Here is a 15397-nt window from a genome sequence, read left to right on the forward strand (position 1 = left end):
CGGATTTGTTCGTTAGTTCTGTGATGCTAACCCGCGGTTGAGCCCAGATATCGTGAGGATCACGTCATGTTCTTCACAGGGCTGTTCGTGGCCACTTTCCGACCGGCCGGGCGACGTGCGGATTCGGTCGTTCGTGCACGTGTAACCGGCCCTTACCTAGCGATTGTTCAGCATGTTTGCGGGTTACCCGCGAGTTCGTTTCACTGGCCGGGACTGCAGGTGAAGGCCACTCCGAAAGCCTAGTGGTTTTCGTCACAGCGCCGTTTCATTGTCGCCTGGAGCACGTCGCTTTCCCGCCCCCGTGGCGATGTTCGACTCACGATTGCGGGTCGGCAGTCGGCCCGGTTCACCGTTCGCAGGTAGCCTTGTGACCTGTGATGGGACGCCTGCTGGACCGAAGATTGATCGCAATAGTCCTGGTAGTGCTCGCTTTGTTCCTCGCAGCCCTCCTCGCCCCACATCCCACGGTGTCCCAGGTGCGAGAGTGGGCGGACTCGGTTGGCCCGGCGTTTCCCCTCGTGTTCTTCCTGGTTCATTCGATAGTCACCGTCGCGCCGTTCCCGCGCACCGTCTTCACGCTCAGCGCGGGGGTTCTTTTCGGCTCGGTGACCGGCATCGCTCTTACCGTGGCGGCAACGACTGTGAGCGCCGTTCTGGCCCTCTACCTGGTCCGCGCCATCGGCCGCGACGTCGTGTGGCAACGGATTTCGAGTCCGACGATCCGGCGGGTGGACGAGCGGATCGAAAAGCGGGGGTGGCTGGCCGTCGGCTCTCTGCGCTTGATCGCGTTTGTCCCCTTCTCGGTGGTGAACTACTGCTGCGGCATTTCGTCGATCCGGATCGTGCCCTACATCCTTGCCACCGTCGTCGGCATCTTGCCCGGCACTGTTGGGATTGTCATTCTGGGCGATGCGCTCTCCGGCGAAGCCGATCCTCGTCTCCTGATTCTGTCCGGGATCTGCATTGCGATCGGCATCGCCGGTCTGGTGTTCGACGCTCGCCGTCAGCCTTCACCGGGCGAAACCATCGTTGACAACGGTCAACCCCAAGAGGTCGATTTGATTGAGTCAACCCAAAATGATTGACTATTGAAAGTCAACTATCTAGCATTGACTAATGTTTGTACTGACGGTGGATCAGCGAGGTAGCCGACGGGATGTCGACCGCGTCGGGGACATCATCGACGACATGGCCGATTGCAGGCTCCTGCGGCCGTTCGAGCGCACAGCGGGCGACGAGATTCAAGCGGTGACCGACGATCCGGCGCTACTCGTCCTCGTCGCACTCGAGCTGATTCGGCGCGAGCACTGGAGTGTCGGGATCGGGATCGGTCCCGTCGAGCAGCCTCTCCCACGGCAGACCCGGGCCGGACGCGGACCGGCATTCGAAGCTGCTCGGATCGCCGTCGAGCGAGCCAAGCGAGCTCCGGCCAGAATTGCCGTCGAACAGGCGCCGGCGGATAGCTCACGCGACGAACTCGCCGCAGATGTCGATGCCGCGTTCACCTTGCTCGGAACGATCGTCACGAGACAGACGAAGGACGGACGCGAAGCCATCGCCCTGATGGACAGCGGACTCACTCAGGTCAGCGCAGCGGCCCACCTCGGAATCACCAAACAGGCCATGTCCAAGCGACTCCTGACAGCCGGGTGGCACGCAGAACTCGCCGGGCGCAGACTCGCAGAACGACTTTTGGTCAGACTCCAGCCCTAGACTGCTCACGCTCGCACCGGTACAAACTCGTCGACACAGCAGGGGGCTCGAATACATGGTCGTTCTGGCGTTGATCGCGCTCGCCGTCGCCGCCGCGGCACCAGCAGTTGCAGCGGCACTGGGACCGCTCAGTCGTGGTCGACTGGAAGTCCCCGAATGGGCGTCGTCCGTGGTGGCTCTTCCGGCGCTGGGTGTTGCCGCACTGGCATCGACCCGAACGACCCCGGTCACCGGTTTCGCTCTCGGGGCGACGCTTGTCCTGTGCGTACTTGCCGCCGCCACGGCCGGTGCACCGTTGGTACTTGCCACCTTCAAGATCGCTCGTCGCCAACCGGACGGGAGCCCGGCACCGGACGCCGGACCTCTTCGCGGCGGACGTGTGATCGGCATCCTCGAACGGCTCGCGGTGGCGGCATCGATTCTCGCAACCTGGCCGGAAGGCATCGCGATCGTCTTGGCAGTCAAGGGGCTCGCGCGGTACCCGGAACTTCGCGAACCTCATGCGTCCGAGCAGTTCATCATGGGAACCTTCGTCAGTGTCCTCTGGGCGATCGCCGTATGCGGAACGGGACGGGCACTCATCACGTAGGTGATGAGTGCCCGTCCCGATCAACGTTCGCTACGAGAGGCGTCTACTGGCGCTGGCCACCCTCGGGCGGCTGCCCCTGGTACGGGTACTTCTGCTGGAAATCTTCACGCTCGGGCGGCAGCGGCAACTGACCCGGCCAAGGATTTTCGCCCTGCTGTGGCAACGCGGGATCTACGAATCCAGGCTGCTCGGGCGCACTCTCACGGCGGTGCCTGACCGCAGCTGCCGGGTCTTCGACCGGTGTGCGTGCAGCAACTTCAGCAGCGCGCACTGCTTCCGCGATAGCCGGATCGGATTTGGTCTCGAACCACTCCGCCACCTCGGCTGAATCGTCCTCAGGATTGGGAAGATTCTCTTCGGCGGCCGGCGGCTCGTACCGGAAAACGCCATCCTGCCCTTGCGCGCCAAGCGTTTTGGCAAATCCCTTCAGCGCGTCACCGAAGTCGCTGGGTACGAGCCACACCTTGTTCGCATCGCCTTGCGCCATCTGCGGCAACGTCTGAAGATACTGGTATGCAAGCAATTCCGGAGTCGGCTTACCGGACTTGATTGCAGCGAAAACCTTCTCGATGGCCTTGGCCTCGCCTTGAGCCTGCAAGTACTTGGCCGCGCGGTCACCTTGAGCGCGAAGGATCTGGGACTGACGCTCACCCTCGGCGTTCAGGATCGAGGCCTGCTTGTTTCCCTCGGCAGAAAGAATCTGGCTCTGCTTGGCACCCTCGGCGGTCTTGATAGCGGATTCGCGGTGACCTTCAGCCGTCAGAATCATCGCGCGCTTCTCGCGGTCCGCCTTCATCTGCTTTTCCATCGACTCCTGGATCGAGGGCGGCGGATCGATGCTCTTGAGCTCGACGCGGGCCACTCGCAGGCCCCAGCGACCAGTCGCCTCGTCGAGGACACCACGAAGCTGGCCGTTGATGGAATCACGCGAGGTAAGCGTCTCTTCGAGGGTCATTCCGCCGACGACGTTTCGCAGCGTGGTGGTTGCCAACTGCTCGACGGCAGCGATGTAGTTGCTGATCTCGTACACCGCAGCTTGCGGATTGGTGACCTGGAAGTACACCACCGTGTCGATGGACAGTGTCAGGTTGTCCTGGGTGATCACCGGCTGCGGTGGGAAGGAGACCACCCGCTCACGAAGATCCACCTTGGCGCGCACACGATCGGCGAACGGGATCAAGAACGTGAGCTGCCCGGACACCGTCTTCGAATACCTACCGAGCCGCTCGATCACCGCGGCTTCTGCCTGCGGTACCAGTGCTACCGACTTCGCGACCACCAAGATCACGAATAGCACCAACACACCGAGCACTATGAGTGCTGCCATTAAGGTCCCCTCCAGACGACTGCTGTTGCGCCGTTGATTTCCATCACCGTCACCTTGGTACCCGGCGGGTACACCTCGGTGGTGTCGTACGGCCTGGCAGTCCACACCTCGCCGTCCAACTTGACCTGCCCGGAATGCTCGCCCACTTCTTCCAGAACCAGAGCGTGCTTACCTTCGAGTGCCTGTATTCCGGTCGGGGTCGGCGGCGGACTACCGAAGCGACGCAACATGATCGGTCGCACGCCCAGGACGAGGGCGGCGGAGAACACTCCGAACATGACGGCGTCGACCCACACCGGGAAGTCGGTGACAGCACTGACACCGGCAGTAGCGAGCGCCCCACCGGCGAGCATCAGCAGGAAGAAATCCCCCACCAGCGCTTCGGCCCCGGCGAGCACCAGTGCTCCGATCAGCCAAATAAGTGCAGCCACAACACCATCTAACCAGAATGTGTGACCCAGGCCGCCGCTACGTCAGTTCGGCTCGGTAACGAAATCGACAAGTTGTTCGACTGCACCGATCAAAGGAGCTTCCAGATCGCGGAAGCTCTCGACCGAGTTGTAGACCCGCCGCCAGCCCTCCTGAGGTGTCCCCCAGCCCAGTTCGCGGCAGATTCCCGTCTTCCAATCCTCGCCGCGTGGAATCTTCGGCCAGGAGGCGATTCCGACAGATTTGGGACGAACGGCCTCCCACACGTCGATGTACGGGTGCCCGGTCACCAACACGTCCGGGCCGAGGCCCTGAGTCAGTTGGGTTTCCTTGGAACCGGTGACCAGGTGGTCGACCAGGACCCCGACGCGGCGGCCGGGACCAGGCCCGAATTCGGCAAGCCGCTCCCCCAGATTGTCGAGTCCTTCGAGATGTTCGACGACAACACCTTCGACGCGAAGATCGTGACCCCACACCCGCTCGACGAGGGCAGCATCGTGTACTCCCTCCACCCAGATCCGGCTGGGCAGTGCCGTGCGGGCGCGTAAGCCTTCGACTCGCGTCGAACCCGAAGCCGACCGTGCGGGTTTGGTGGACACGGGCTTGGGGGCCGGGCGTACGAGGGTGACCGGTGCGCCGTCGATGAGGAAGGCCGCCTCGCGCATCGCGAACAACCGCGTTCGGGAACGACCGTCCTCGAGCCGCACGAAATCGCCGTCGTACGTGCGCTCGAAACCGACTACCGCACCGCAGAATCCCGTCGCCGCATCCTCGACGACAAGATCACGCTCGGCCGCGACTTCAGGCGTCACGCGCTTCTGTTTGCGGGTATGACCCGCAAAAATGTCACCGTATCCGTTGCCACCGCTCACGCCGGATCACGCTAGGTCACAACGCCGGGGCCGCGCATGTCGCCACGCCGAACTAAACTTCACGGTCATGAGTTCTCCCAGCGCAACCCTCACCGTGTGGGCAGCGTCATGGCTCGCCGGCGACGCTGCGCCGGACGACGTCATCGACGCCCTTGCCGCGTGGGCACCGATGCACCTGATCGGCGCCGCCGATGCGGAAACCGCGGTCCGCCACGATCTCGAGTGGCCGGGAGTCACGGCTTCCGGTGTGCCCACCCTGCTCAGAATCGCGCGCTCGGAGGCTGCCGAGGTCCGCCTGGTCCTTCCCACGGCCGGTGATGTACGTGGTCTGCCCACCGGGACCGAGTTCGCGCGCGCTGCGATCGCAACGGGTGAAGGGATACAGATCGGCGCCGTCGGCAAGCCCGGAGTCGGACTCGTGCCGTCGAAGGAAGGCCCGGACGTCCTGCGATGGACGGTCTTCTCCATTCCCACTGTGGCGGGCAGCGCCGAATCGATCGGACTCCGCGAAGCCGAATACGAACTGCGCCAAGCTGTTCGGGACGCAGCCGAGGTGCTCGGCGGGCTTCCGGCCGTAGCCACCGGAATGCCTGGAAACGACGCTCGTACGCTGGTCGCCGAAGCCCTGCAGGCACAGGCCGGACACCGCTGGCCGTCGACACTGTCACCTCGCCATCTACAGGTGATCGACACAGCCGACAACGTGGCAGCCATTCTCACCGTGGCTGCGTCGGTATCGACCAACCAGGCCCCGAGCGTGTCCACTGCGCAGAGGCGTGACGACCTGCTGCGACGACTGTGGGACGTTGTTCGCACTGCCCGTGTCGCGTCGGCGAACAGCGTGTCGATCAGAGCTTGAGCACGAAGTTCCGGCGTTTCTCGGCAAACCCGTTGCGGTCACCGAACATGTCGATCTTCATCTCTTCGAGCTCACGCTCCTCGTAGGGCTCCACCGGATCACGTTCCAGTCGAAGACGTTTGCGCTCCAGCATCGATTCCAGCCGATCTCCTTCGAGCAAGTCGGTGGCGACCTCGCGCAACCACGCCTCGAACAGATCCGGCCGCCTGGGGCCGATCGCGTCGACAAGTCCGATGTCCAAGGCTCGACGGATGCCTATCGCACTGCACTCGGCCAGCAGACTGCGGGCCTGCTGCTCGCCGACCCGAGCCGGAAGTGTGTACGTGTGCAGTTCCGAGCCGAACAGGCCCATCGTGGCGTAATGAGGATTGAGAACCACACCGTCCCTGGCCACGACTACGTCGGCTCCAAGCGGGAGCATGACCCCGCCGGCACCGGCGTTGCCTGTGAATGCCGCCACCACAACCTGTTCCGTACAGGTGACGATCGCTTTCGCGATCTCGTTGATGGCTTTGATATTGGCCCACGCTTCTCCGGCTTGATCCGACGCTGCCTCGATGACGTTGAGGTGGATACCGTTGCTGAATCTGTCGTAGTCACCCGTCAGGACCAGGATCTTGGTGTCCTGCGCGATCGCCCAGCGGAGCCTGGCGGCCAGTCGCGCGCATTGCTTCGTACTCATCGCACCGTTGTAGAAGCGGAACGAGAGATATCCGATTTCGCCGTCGCGGTGATAGTCGGTCTCGGGGTAACGACTCTCCCAGACCTGTGGAACAAACACGTCCGGACGTACGACCGCGGTTGACGGAAGTTTGACATTGCCGGCGCCGACGAGCCGCGCATGTCCGATCCATACGGAGCCCGCACCGGTGGCGACACGTATTGCCTGGTGGAAGTACTCGACGATGGTGCCGGGCGCTGCATCGACGTGGGTATCGGGGTGCGCGTCGTAGACGTAGACCCGGTCGAGCCCCAATTGAACGGCGACGCCGGGAAACCCGTCGGCGGCGTTGACGGCGCGGACGATGCTCGACGCGTCTTCCTCCCAGCTGAAAACGCGATCGGCCTGTTTCATGCTCGGCCTCGATCGGGTCGAAGCCACGGGCCGCGCAACTCGGTCCGATGGGATCGGCTGGAAGTCAGGAGTACGGAAATGTTCGACGACCTCTCCAATGCACTCCATCGCCGCGTCGGTGACTTCCTCGTTGTATACCGAGGATTTGGTTGCCCCGTTCCGGAGTTCGAATGTCCGCCAGGCCCACACCGGCCCGGCGTCGAGTTCCTCAGCGGCCTGCAATGCCGTGACACCCCAGATCGGTTCGCCATCCGTTATCGCCCAGTCCAGCGACGACGGCCCGCGATCTCCGGGCGGGCCGGGATGGATGATGATCGTTGTCCACCGCTGCCAAACAGATTCCGGGACATAGGCTTTCAAGAACGGGCAGATGACGAGGTCAAAATCTCCCGAAGACGTCGCGGCCAGCACTGCGTCCGCGTCGGCGACGACGGCTGTACGGACTTGGTGTCCCGCCTCGCGAAGAACAAGACCGGCCCGCTGCGAGAGACCGTTGTCGGAGGTGACGAGAAGAAGCACGCTCAACGGTGGCGCGAAAGTCGTACGTGGGCGTGAGCGCCGGAACAGCGCCGCCGTCGCCGCTCGCAGACGGCCCCTGCCCGTTGTATCTTCGCGTAGCTTCGTCGTTGCTCCAGCGCTGGAAATAGCCACAGAAGTCGTGAGTGCGGCCGATTTGGGCATCGGTCTAACTTCGGGGGTCGAAACCATGGATTCCTGCTCGCATGCTCGGGTATCTGCAGCGCAGACCGAACTCCCCCCAGAGCAGGACCGACGCACCGATAGATTGATTGAGGTATTTAGGGACTTTATACCTACCGTCGGTTTGTTTCAATAGCTATTTTTAAGCAAACCGTTTGATCGATCAACCCACAGTCTTGTGATTGATCGCGATATGGCGGTCGATGCGAATATGTTCATCCAGCGTCGGGTAGCGCAAACCGGTGTCCTGGCTGTACCCCTGACGGCGCAACCAATCCAGGACGTCGCCCCAGAACCAGATCCCCCCGGCAACCGAGTTGTACGGAATCGGGAAAGGCGTAGCCGCCTGCCGGACCCCTCGCACCCACTGCCCGACAGCTTGCCGCGTCACCCCCGCGCGGTCGGCAATGTCCTGACGTGATACCAGATCGGGATGTGTCCGCTGGGGACGCACGCCTGCAGCCACCAACTGGTCCACCACGGTGATAGCCGTTGTCGCCGCTCGCATACCTTCCGAGGTGAGCGTCAGCAGCTGCAGCCCGCGCCGGTCCTCGACCCTTCCGCCCAAGCTCTCTTCGATCGCCTGCTCTTGCGAGACTGTCAGCATCTGAACGATGAATGTGAATTCGTAACGGTGATAGAGGTCTTCGGCCACGCAATGAACATAGCCGTAAGCTGCACTGTTTCCACATGGACACACCCAGGTCCCGCCCCCGCACGCACAATGGGCAGATGATCGACGTGGACGACAGCCAGTTCGAGGACATGGTCAAGCGGGCGCTCGACAGCCTGCCACCGAAATTGGGTGCGGAGATGGCCAATGTCGCAGTGACCGTTCAACTCGAAGGTGGACGACCGGGGCTACTCGGGCTGTATCAGGGCATCCCACTGACCAAGAGAACCACCACGTACGCCGGCGTCCTTCCCGACCGCATCACGATCTACCGCAGGGCCATCTGTGCGATCTGCAGCACCGAAGACGAGGTGATCGAGCAAGTTCGCCGAACAGTGATCCACGAAATCGGCCACCACTTCGGGATCGGAGATCCCCGGTTGCGTGAACTCGGATGGTGACAACCGACTCATCTACAAGTCGGAAATCAGCTAGAGGTTGATAATCGGCGAATTGTCATGTCAGCTATACCAAGCCCGCAACAATTGAACACTTACAGGAGTTCGCATGGTCAATTTGATCCAGATCGCCCCGAAGGATGCCCCGACGTTCGCGATGAGCCGACAGAAGGCCGCAGAACTGCTGGGCATCTCGGTCGACAGCGTCGCGTTTCTCCTCAAGTCTCGCTATCTCCCGGATCTGGACGCCGGTCGGTTGATCTCGATGGCCAACCAGCCCTGGTTGTACTCGGACGGCGACTTTCCCGTCCTTCAGCAGGGCGCATCCGAACTTGCCCCCAAGAAGATGCTGCCCGCACGTAAGTACATCGGCGAGAGCGCAATTCACTCCGACGCCGAATGCGTGGAGGCCAACCAGGGGCAGTGGGCGGGATTCAACGTCGACCATGTGCTCGGCGCCCGCTTCCTGCCTGTGACGCTGCGCAAGTTTCCGGTGTCGGTGCTGCAGATCCACGACGTCAACGACGACGACGAAGAACGCGTCTCGTTTGTCGCTACCCTCGCCGGACGAGTCCGCGAACTGGGCGCGCCCGAACTCAACTACATAGACCCGTCACTGAGCCCCGAGGATCGACAGATCGTCGAGACGCTCCTCACCTCTCGCAGCACGTCCACCGTTCCCGGGCCCTGCGGAAAGCTCAAGCATCCGAACACCTGAGCGCCGGACCGTCAGCGGGGACGCTGAACGGCCGCGCAGCAATTGACTGCACACGAGAGACCGTTGGTGGTCGAGCCGAGCAGCGGCTCGACCCCCAGTCGCAGTGGCTGCTCGGCCTCGGCCAGTTCCCGAACGAGCGTGGGCACCAGCTGCGCGAAACGCTGATCGCGGCCGGGCGTTGCTGCCCGAACGAAATCCATCCCGAGTTCGGCTGCCTTGTCCTTGGCCTCGGTGTCCAGGTCCCACACCACTTCGAGGTGATCGGAGACGAAACCGACGGGGCATACGATCACGGCGCGAACATTTTTGGCGGACAACGTATCCAGGTGATCACAGATGTCGGGGTCCAGCCACGGAACCTGCGGCGGGCCTGATCGCGACTGCCACACCAGATCGAAATCCTCGACGCCGACGGCCTCGGCAACCAACTTCGCGGCCTCGGCGACCTGTCGACTGTAGAGGTTTCCGCCCTCTGCCGGCGGCCCTGCATTGCGGTCTGCGGCACTCGGTACCGAATGCGCGGTGAACACCAGGCGCGCAGTATCGCGAGTCGCTTCGGGCAACTCTGCGCGGGCCGCGCGCACACCGTCGGCGAACGCGCCGACGACGAGCGGATGGTCGTAGTACTGGCGAAGTTTTGTCAGCGTCGGTGCGCCGTCACCGACCGCCTCACGGGCACGGGCGATGTCCTCGTGGTACTGCCGACATCCGGAGTAACCACCCCACGCCGACGTGGCGAACACGGCGGCGTTGCGGACACCGTCCTCGCGCATCTTGGCAACGGTGTCTTCGACCATCGGGTGCCAGTTGCGGTTGCCGAAGTACACGGGCAAATCCACGCCGGCTGCTGCCAGCTCACCTTCGACCCGTTCGATCAGGTCTCGGTTGAGCGCGTTGATGGGCGAAACTCCACCGAAATGCATGTAGTGCTCGACGACGGCGTCGAGCCGCTCCGGTGGCACTCCCCTACCGCGCGTGACGTTTTCGAGGAACGGCCGTACGTCTTCGGGTTTTTCGGGACCGCCGAACGACAAAACGAGAAGAGCATCGAACTGCATGTCCATACTTGCGGTCATGAGTTCAATCTTGCGCGATGCCGTTCGGCGGGAGTCACCCGGGTACTCACCTGCGTAGTAGAAGGGGTGCTACTAGCCGACCATCGCGTGGAAGCCGCCGTCGACGTAGATGATCGACGCGGTCGTGCCGGGCAACCAATCCGAGAGGACGGTGCAGACCGTTTTGGCGACCGGCTCGCGATCGTCGACGTCCCAGCCGATGGGCGCAGCACCGTCCCAGGCGGTGTTCAGCTTGTCCAACTCCGCGCCCGGACCGGTGCTGTCACCGGCAATGGCCTTGGCGGCCAGGGTCTTGATCGGGCCGGAGGACACCAGGTTCGAGCGGATGCCGCGGACGCCGACCTCTTTGGCCACGTACCGATTGACGGCCTCGAGGGTTGCCTTGGAGACACCCATCCAGTTGTAGAAGGGCATTGCGCGTGCCGGATCGAAATCCATTCCGACGATGGACGCGTTGTCGTTGAGCACCGGCAGCAAGGCCTTGGCCAGTGCGCTGTACGAGTATGCGGACACCTCGAGTGCGACCGCCACGTCTTCCCACGGCGCATCCATGAACGGGCTTCCCAGGCAGGAGCGGGGAGCGAAGCCGATCGAGTGGACGACGCCGTCGATACCCTCGGGAGCCAGCTCGCGCACACGCTCGGCGAGAGAGGCGAGATCCTCCGAGCTCTGGACGTTGAGCGAGATTGCCGGCGGCACGGGCTGCGGCAGGCGCTGGGCGATGCGGTCGATGAGGCGCAGACGATCGAATCCGGTGATCAGTACCTTTGCGCCCTGCTCCTGCGCGACCTTGGCCACGTGGAACGCGATCGACGAATCGGTGATGATGCCGGTGACAAGAATGGTCTTACCCTCGAGCAAGCCGCCCATGAGATGTCCTCCTGATTTCAGACGTACGAGAAAGGTGTGCGTGTGCGAAAAAGCGGATCAGTGGCCCATGCCGAGTCCACCGTCGACGGGGATGACCGCACCCGAGACGTATGCCGAATCGTCGGAGGCGAGGAAACTGACAACTGCTGCAACATCTTCCGGCTTTCCGGTCCGCTGCAACGGGATGAACTCGGTGGCCTTGTCCTTGACGTCGTCGCCCAGTGCTGCCGTCATGTCGGTCTCGATGAACCCGGGAGCGACGACGTTGGCGGTGATCGAACGTGAGCCGAGTTCCCTGGTCAGGGAACGAGCGATACCGACGATGCCTGCTTTGGACGCTGCGTAGTTGACCTGGCCGGCTTGTCCTGCCAGACCCACCACAGAGCCGAGGAAGATGAACCGTCCGAAACGCGCGCGCAGCATCGACCGGGTCGCACGCTTCGAGAGGCGGAACGTACCGGTGAGGTTCGCGTCGACGACGCTCGTGAACTGTTCTTCGCTCATTCGCATGATCAGTGTGTCATCGGTGACGCCGGCATTGGCGACGATGACCTCGACCGGCCCCTGGTGCGCTTCGACCTCTTTGAATGCACGGTCGATCGACTCGGTGTCGGTGACGTCGCACACGACGCCGAACAACCCTTCGGGGACACCGGAACCGCGGTGCGTGACGGCTACCTTGTGGCCGTCTGCGGCGAGCCGCTGAGCGACGGCCAAGCCGATTCCGCGGTTACCGCCGGTGACGAGCACCGAGCGCGGTGTGGTGACGGTCCGTTCGGAAACCACTGTCGTGGGAGGGGTAGACATGGCGATCAACCTATCAATTCTCTGCGGGCCGCGTACCAGCGGTATTTGGACAATTCGGAACTGCTCTCGATCAGGGCAGACGCTGCCTGCGTACCAGGGCAATCGTCAGACCAGCGGTCGCGAACACGACGCCGAGGACCAACCACGGTCGACTCGCATCGCCTCGTGTCGTCTCGAAACCGATCTGCTCTTCGAGCGTGTCGTACACCTGGCGCAGTTCTTCGAGGCTCGATGCCGTGAAGAAACTTCCTCCGGAAAGGTTGGCGATCTCCTTCAATGACGCGTCGTCGACCGGGACGGGGATTCGGTCTCCTTCGATCTCGACTCGCCCATATGTCGTTCCGAAGGAAATGGTCGAGATCGGAACGCCCTTGTCCTTGGCCTGACGGGCAGCGGTGAATCCGCCCCGCGGATCGTCCGAGTTCTCGGGAACGGTCTGCTTACCGTCGGACAGCAACACGATGCGCGCCGGTGGCGCCTGATCGCTGCCGCCGAGAACAGCCGACAGCGTGTCGATCGACTGCAACGAGGTGAAGATCGCTTCGCCCGTCGCCGTTCGCTCACTGAGCTTGAGGTTGTCGATGGCGACCTTCGTCGCGTCACGATTCGTGGTGGGCGACACCAGAACCGAAGCGGTCCCGGCAAATGCGACCAACCCGAGGTTGATGCCGGGAGTCAGACCGTCGGCAAACGACTTGGCCGCTTCCTGCGCTGCTGCCAATCGCGTCGGCTCGACGTCGGTGGCCTGCATCGACAGCGACACGTCGATCACGAGGATCACCGTGGCACGGTTTCGCGGGACCTTCTTGTCTGCCGTCGGACCGGCAAGGGCGACGGTGAAGAACACCAACGCGACGACCATCAGAATCGCTGGAATATGACGCCACCGCCCGGGCCGCGAAGGCGCGACCTTCTCCAGTAGCGCGAAGTTCGTGAACCGAAGTGTGTGCTTGGCCCGCTGCTTCTGCACGAGTACGTAACCGACCACCAACGCGGCGATGACAGCGAGGAACAGCAGCCACCACGGTGCGGTGAATTGAGAAAGACTCACGAACGAACGCCCCCAGTTCCGGCGCCGGCACCATAACTGTGTCGGCGTGCCGAGATGAATCTCACGACGTCGGCAATCCAGTCCCGATCGGTGTGCAGGGACATGAGCGGTGCGCCGCAACGACGTAGAGCTTGCCTGACCTCGACGCGGTGCTCGGCGGCGACTCTGGCGAAGTCGGCGCGCAATTGCGGCGTCGTGGTGAATTCTCTGGTCCGGCCGGACTCGGGATCGTGGAGCACCACGTCGCCCACGTCGGGCAGTTCGAGGTCTCGCGGATCGACCACTTCGACGCCGAGCACGTCGTGCCGTCCTGAAATGGCGCGCAGCGAGCGTTCCCAGTCGATCGGTCCGAGGAAGTCGCTGATGACGACCGCGAGTCCGCGCCGACGCTGTGGGCGTCTGAGCGCTTCGATCGCGCCGACCAGATCACCGCGTACCCCGTCCGGCGCGTGCGGAGTCGTCGCGATCTTGCGGAGCATCGCCTGTGCGTGAATTCGCCCACCGCGGGCCGGAATTCGAGTTGTCTGTGCGCCGGTCGAGATGATGGCGCCGACGCGGTTACCGCCCGAACTGGTCAGGTGAGTGATCGCCGCGGCTGCGGCGACGACCAGGTCGCGCTTCTCGCATCCGGCGGTCCCGAAGTCGAGACTTGCGGACAAGTCGATGACGAGCCACGTCTCGAGCTCACGATCTGCGACCGACTGACGCACGTGTGGGTGCGTCGTCCGTGCGGTGACGGACCAGTCCATCTGCCGCACGTCGTCGCCCGGCTGATACTCGCGGGCATCTCCCGGCTCCGAACCCGGACCGGGAATCAGGCCGAGATGATCGCCGTGCAGCACACCGTCGAGGCGGCGGCGAACCGTCAGTTCGAGGGTGCGCAGCGCAGCGGTGAGTTTGGGGTCGCTGAGCTCGCCGGATCGGAACGACGGCGGAGAACCGGTGGATCCGGCGGGTGTCGCCTGGCCACCGTCGCGGCCTTCGGTCACTGCGGGCGACTCATCGTCTCAGCGGTCGCGATCGGCGCGCCGTTGCCCTGCGGATTAGCTGTGCCCGGTGGGTTAGCTGTGCCCGGTGCGTTGAACTGCGGTGCCTGCGGTGCGCCCTGCTGGGGCGGTCCGGGAACGGAAGGAACCGGCCGCGCGGCGATCTGCGGCAGTCCGACGGTCTGCAGCACCCGGGCGATGACGGCGTCGGGAGTCACCTCGTCGGCCATGGCGTCGTAGGAAAGAACGAGACGGTGACGCAACACGTCCGGGATCACCTCGATGACGTCCTGCGGCACTACGTAGTCGCGCCCGCGGACGAGAGCGAGGGCCCGCGACGCGGCGATGATGCCGAGCGTCGCACGGGGTGAGGCACCGTACGCGATCCAGCCTGCGACGTCCTCGAGTCCGACTTCACGCGGCGTACGCGTAGCGGCGATGACCCGGACAACGTAATCGACGAGCGCGTGGTGAACGAAGACGTTGCTGGCGACGCGTTGGAGCCTGACCAACTCCTCCGGACCGAGGATCTGGTGCGGCTCCGGGGCCGCGACGCCCATCCGGTAGACGATTTCGCGTTCTTCCTCCACTGTCGGGTAATCGACGAGGATCTTGAACAGGAAGCGGTCGCGCTGCGCTTCGGGGAGCGGGTAGACGCCCTCGTTCTCGATGGGGTTCTGCGTCGCCATCACCAGGAACGGATCGGGCATGTGGTACCGCTTGCCACCGATCGAGACGTGGCGTTCTGCCATCACCTCGAGGAGCGCGGACTGCACCTTGGCCGGGGCACGGTTGATCTCGTCGGCCAACACGAAGTTGGCGACGACGGGTCCGAGTTCGGTGTCGAACTCCTCGCGGCCCTGACGGTAGATGCGCGTGCCGATCAGGTCGGTGGGCACCAAGTCCGGGGTGAACTGGACGCGGGAGAACGAACCGCCGACGACCTTCGCGAAAGTCTCGACGGCCAGCGTCTTGGCGACACCGGGTACGCCTTCGAGGAGGACGTGCCCCTTGGCGAGAAGTCCGACGAGAATGCGCTCGACAAGCCGGTCCTGCCCGACGATGACTCGCTTGACCTCGTAAATCGCTCGTTCCAAGGTCTGAACGTCGGCTGCCAGGGAAGGTGCTGCTCCGTCCGCACTTCCACTCGCCTTGCTTACGTCGACCGTTCCGACCGAATCTTCACGTGAGGTCACCAAGAATCCATCGCTTTCACCTAGAAAAGTACCGACAGTAACGTGTTCCCCGTCAACTA

The 15397-nt window shown here is 63.4% G+C and carries 17 protein-coding genes; 6 read left to right on the forward strand and 11 right to left on the reverse strand.

The annotated features are described in order from the left end of the window. Positions 1-377: 377 nt before the first annotated feature. The 3 genes from AC1Q61_RS17600 to AC1Q61_RS17610 are packed head-to-tail and all read left to right on the forward strand — an operon-like array spanning position 378 to position 2302. Positions 378-1085, forward strand: a complete 708-nt coding sequence (locus AC1Q61_RS17600) for a TVP38/TMEM64 family protein (protein WP_215515918.1) — start codon at positions 378-380, stop codon at positions 1083-1085. Positions 1086-1116: 31 nt separating this feature from the next. After that, positions 1117-1713 carry a hypothetical protein gene (locus AC1Q61_RS17605; protein ID WP_042449124.1) on the forward strand — a complete coding sequence of 199 codons (597 nt, stop codon included), beginning with the start codon at positions 1117-1119 and terminating at the stop codon, positions 1711-1713. A gap of 55 nt (positions 1714-1768) precedes the next feature. Further along, positions 1769-2302, forward strand: coding sequence for a hypothetical protein (locus AC1Q61_RS17610; protein ID WP_003944797.1), 534 nt, complete (start codon positions 1769-1771; stop codon positions 2300-2302). Between the two features lie 43 nt (positions 2303-2345). Here AC1Q61_RS17610 and AC1Q61_RS17615 read toward each other — a convergent pair whose 3' ends face one another. The 3 genes from AC1Q61_RS17615 to AC1Q61_RS17625 are packed head-to-tail and all read right to left on the reverse strand — an operon-like array spanning position 2346 to position 4930. Then, positions 2346-3629: an SPFH domain-containing protein gene (locus AC1Q61_RS17615; protein WP_030536387.1), complete on the reverse strand. Its 1284-nt coding sequence runs from the start codon at positions 3627-3629 to the stop codon at positions 2346-2348. Further along, the gene (locus AC1Q61_RS17620) at positions 3629-4060 is read right to left on the reverse strand and encodes an NfeD family protein (protein WP_003944877.1); all 432 of its coding nucleotides are present in this window, start codon (positions 4058-4060) and stop codon (positions 3629-3631) included. Before AC1Q61_RS17620 ends, AC1Q61_RS17615 begins: the two co-directional genes overlap by 1 nt. Before the next feature lie 42 nt (positions 4061-4102). Then, a complete protein-coding gene (locus AC1Q61_RS17625) occupies positions 4103-4930 on the reverse strand; it encodes a DUF3097 domain-containing protein (RefSeq protein ID WP_042919794.1) in 828 nt (275 codons plus the stop codon). Positions 4931-4997: 67 nt separating this feature from the next. Between AC1Q61_RS17625 and AC1Q61_RS17630 the strand changes: the two genes are divergently transcribed. Next, entirely contained in the window at positions 4998-5789 is a 792-nt protein-coding gene (locus AC1Q61_RS17630) for an Rv1486c family protein (protein ID WP_007727857.1), read from the forward strand. Here the strand turns inward: AC1Q61_RS17630 and AC1Q61_RS17635 are convergent. Next, positions 5779-7545, reverse strand: a complete 1767-nt coding sequence (locus tag AC1Q61_RS17635) for an enoyl-CoA hydratase-related protein (protein ID WP_492650785.1) — start codon at positions 7543-7545, stop codon at positions 5779-5781. The genes AC1Q61_RS17630 and AC1Q61_RS17635 overlap by 11 nt on opposite strands. Positions 7546-7726: 181 nt before the next feature. Continuing rightward, positions 7727-8218: a hypothetical protein gene (locus AC1Q61_RS17640; protein ID WP_003944993.1), complete on the reverse strand. Its 492-nt coding sequence runs from the start codon at positions 8216-8218 to the stop codon at positions 7727-7729. Positions 8219-8295: 77 nt separating this feature from the next. Here AC1Q61_RS17640 and AC1Q61_RS17645 point away from each other — a divergent pair, with 77 nt between their 5' ends. Together AC1Q61_RS17645 and AC1Q61_RS17650 are read left to right on the forward strand one after the other, a co-directional pair. Then, positions 8296-8637 (forward strand): metallopeptidase family protein, encoded by a 342-nt coding sequence (locus AC1Q61_RS17645; protein ID WP_003944783.1) that lies wholly within the window; start codon positions 8296-8298, stop codon positions 8635-8637. A gap of 106 nt (positions 8638-8743) precedes the next feature. Beyond that, positions 8744-9352 (forward strand): transcriptional regulator, encoded by a 609-nt coding sequence (locus AC1Q61_RS17650; protein WP_215515905.1) that lies wholly within the window; start codon positions 8744-8746, stop codon positions 9350-9352. 11 nt (positions 9353-9363) lie between these two features. Here the strand turns inward: AC1Q61_RS17650 and AC1Q61_RS17655 are convergent, their stop codons facing one another. From AC1Q61_RS17655 to AC1Q61_RS17680, 6 genes are all read right to left on the reverse strand, one after another. Then, positions 9364-10416, reverse strand: coding sequence for a ferrochelatase (locus AC1Q61_RS17655; RefSeq protein WP_492650822.1), 1053 nt, complete (start codon positions 10414-10416; stop codon positions 9364-9366). 84 nt (positions 10417-10500) lie between these two features. Beyond that, positions 10501-11298 carry an NADH-dependent enoyl-ACP reductase InhA gene (gene inhA, locus AC1Q61_RS17660; protein WP_003944803.1) on the reverse strand — a complete coding sequence of 266 codons (798 nt, stop codon included), beginning with the start codon at positions 11296-11298 and terminating at the stop codon, positions 10501-10503. Between the two features lie 57 nt (positions 11299-11355). Next, entirely contained in the window at positions 11356-12105 is a 750-nt protein-coding gene (gene fabG1 / locus AC1Q61_RS17665) for a 3-oxoacyl-ACP reductase FabG1 (protein ID WP_007727875.1), read from the reverse strand. Positions 12106-12175: 70 nt separating this feature from the next. Next, positions 12176-13156, reverse strand: a complete 981-nt coding sequence (locus AC1Q61_RS17670; protein WP_019748426.1) for a VWA domain-containing protein — start codon at positions 13154-13156, stop codon at positions 12176-12178. Beyond that, positions 13153-14145: a DUF58 domain-containing protein gene (locus AC1Q61_RS17675; protein ID WP_003944991.1), complete on the reverse strand. Its 993-nt coding sequence runs from the start codon at positions 14143-14145 to the stop codon at positions 13153-13155. Before AC1Q61_RS17675 ends, AC1Q61_RS17670 begins: the two co-directional genes overlap by 4 nt. Next, complete coding sequence (locus AC1Q61_RS17680) at positions 14142-15338, reverse strand: AAA family ATPase (RefSeq protein ID WP_215515904.1); 1197 nt, start codon at positions 15336-15338, stop codon at positions 14142-14144. Before AC1Q61_RS17680 ends, AC1Q61_RS17675 begins: the two co-directional genes overlap by 4 nt. Positions 15339-15397 lie beyond the last annotated feature (59 nt).

This window comes from Rhodococcus sp. MPR-R1B (genome assembly GCF_058793255.1).